This is a genomic window from Cupriavidus sp. SIMBA_020 (genome assembly GCF_046535395.1).
GTDB classification, from domain to species: domain Bacteria; phylum Pseudomonadota; class Gammaproteobacteria; order Burkholderiales; family Burkholderiaceae; genus Cupriavidus; species Cupriavidus campinensis.
Genome location: NZ_JAWRWU010000341.1, coordinates 1 through 292 on the forward strand (window position 1 = coordinate 1; position 292 = coordinate 292).

The window sequence follows — 292 nt, forward strand, 5'->3', positions numbered from 1 at the left end:
GCAGCGGTCGCCCGCCCCATGCCGGTGGCCGCATTCGAAGCAGTCGCCGGCGTTGCCGAGCAGCAGCGCGCCGGGCGTGAGCAGTTCGCGGCCCGGCGCGGCCCGATAGCCGAACGAGCCGGCCACCACCATCGCGATGCACACGCCGCCGTGCCGCTCCTCGAACGGCTGGTCACGCGGACCCAGCGTGCAGAGGACATCCGCGACGTCCCAGCTCGCGCCTTGGGCCAACCCGCGCGCGTTCGTGCCGCCGCGCGCGCCTTCCTGTTCGCGCCGCGCGAGCGCCTGCTGC

At 75.7% G+C, this 292-nt stretch carries 1 pseudogene; it reads right to left on the reverse strand.

What is annotated here, in order from left to right:
- A pseudogene (locus SB751_RS29490) lies at window positions 1-292 on the reverse strand (AraC family transcriptional regulator); the annotation flags it as partial.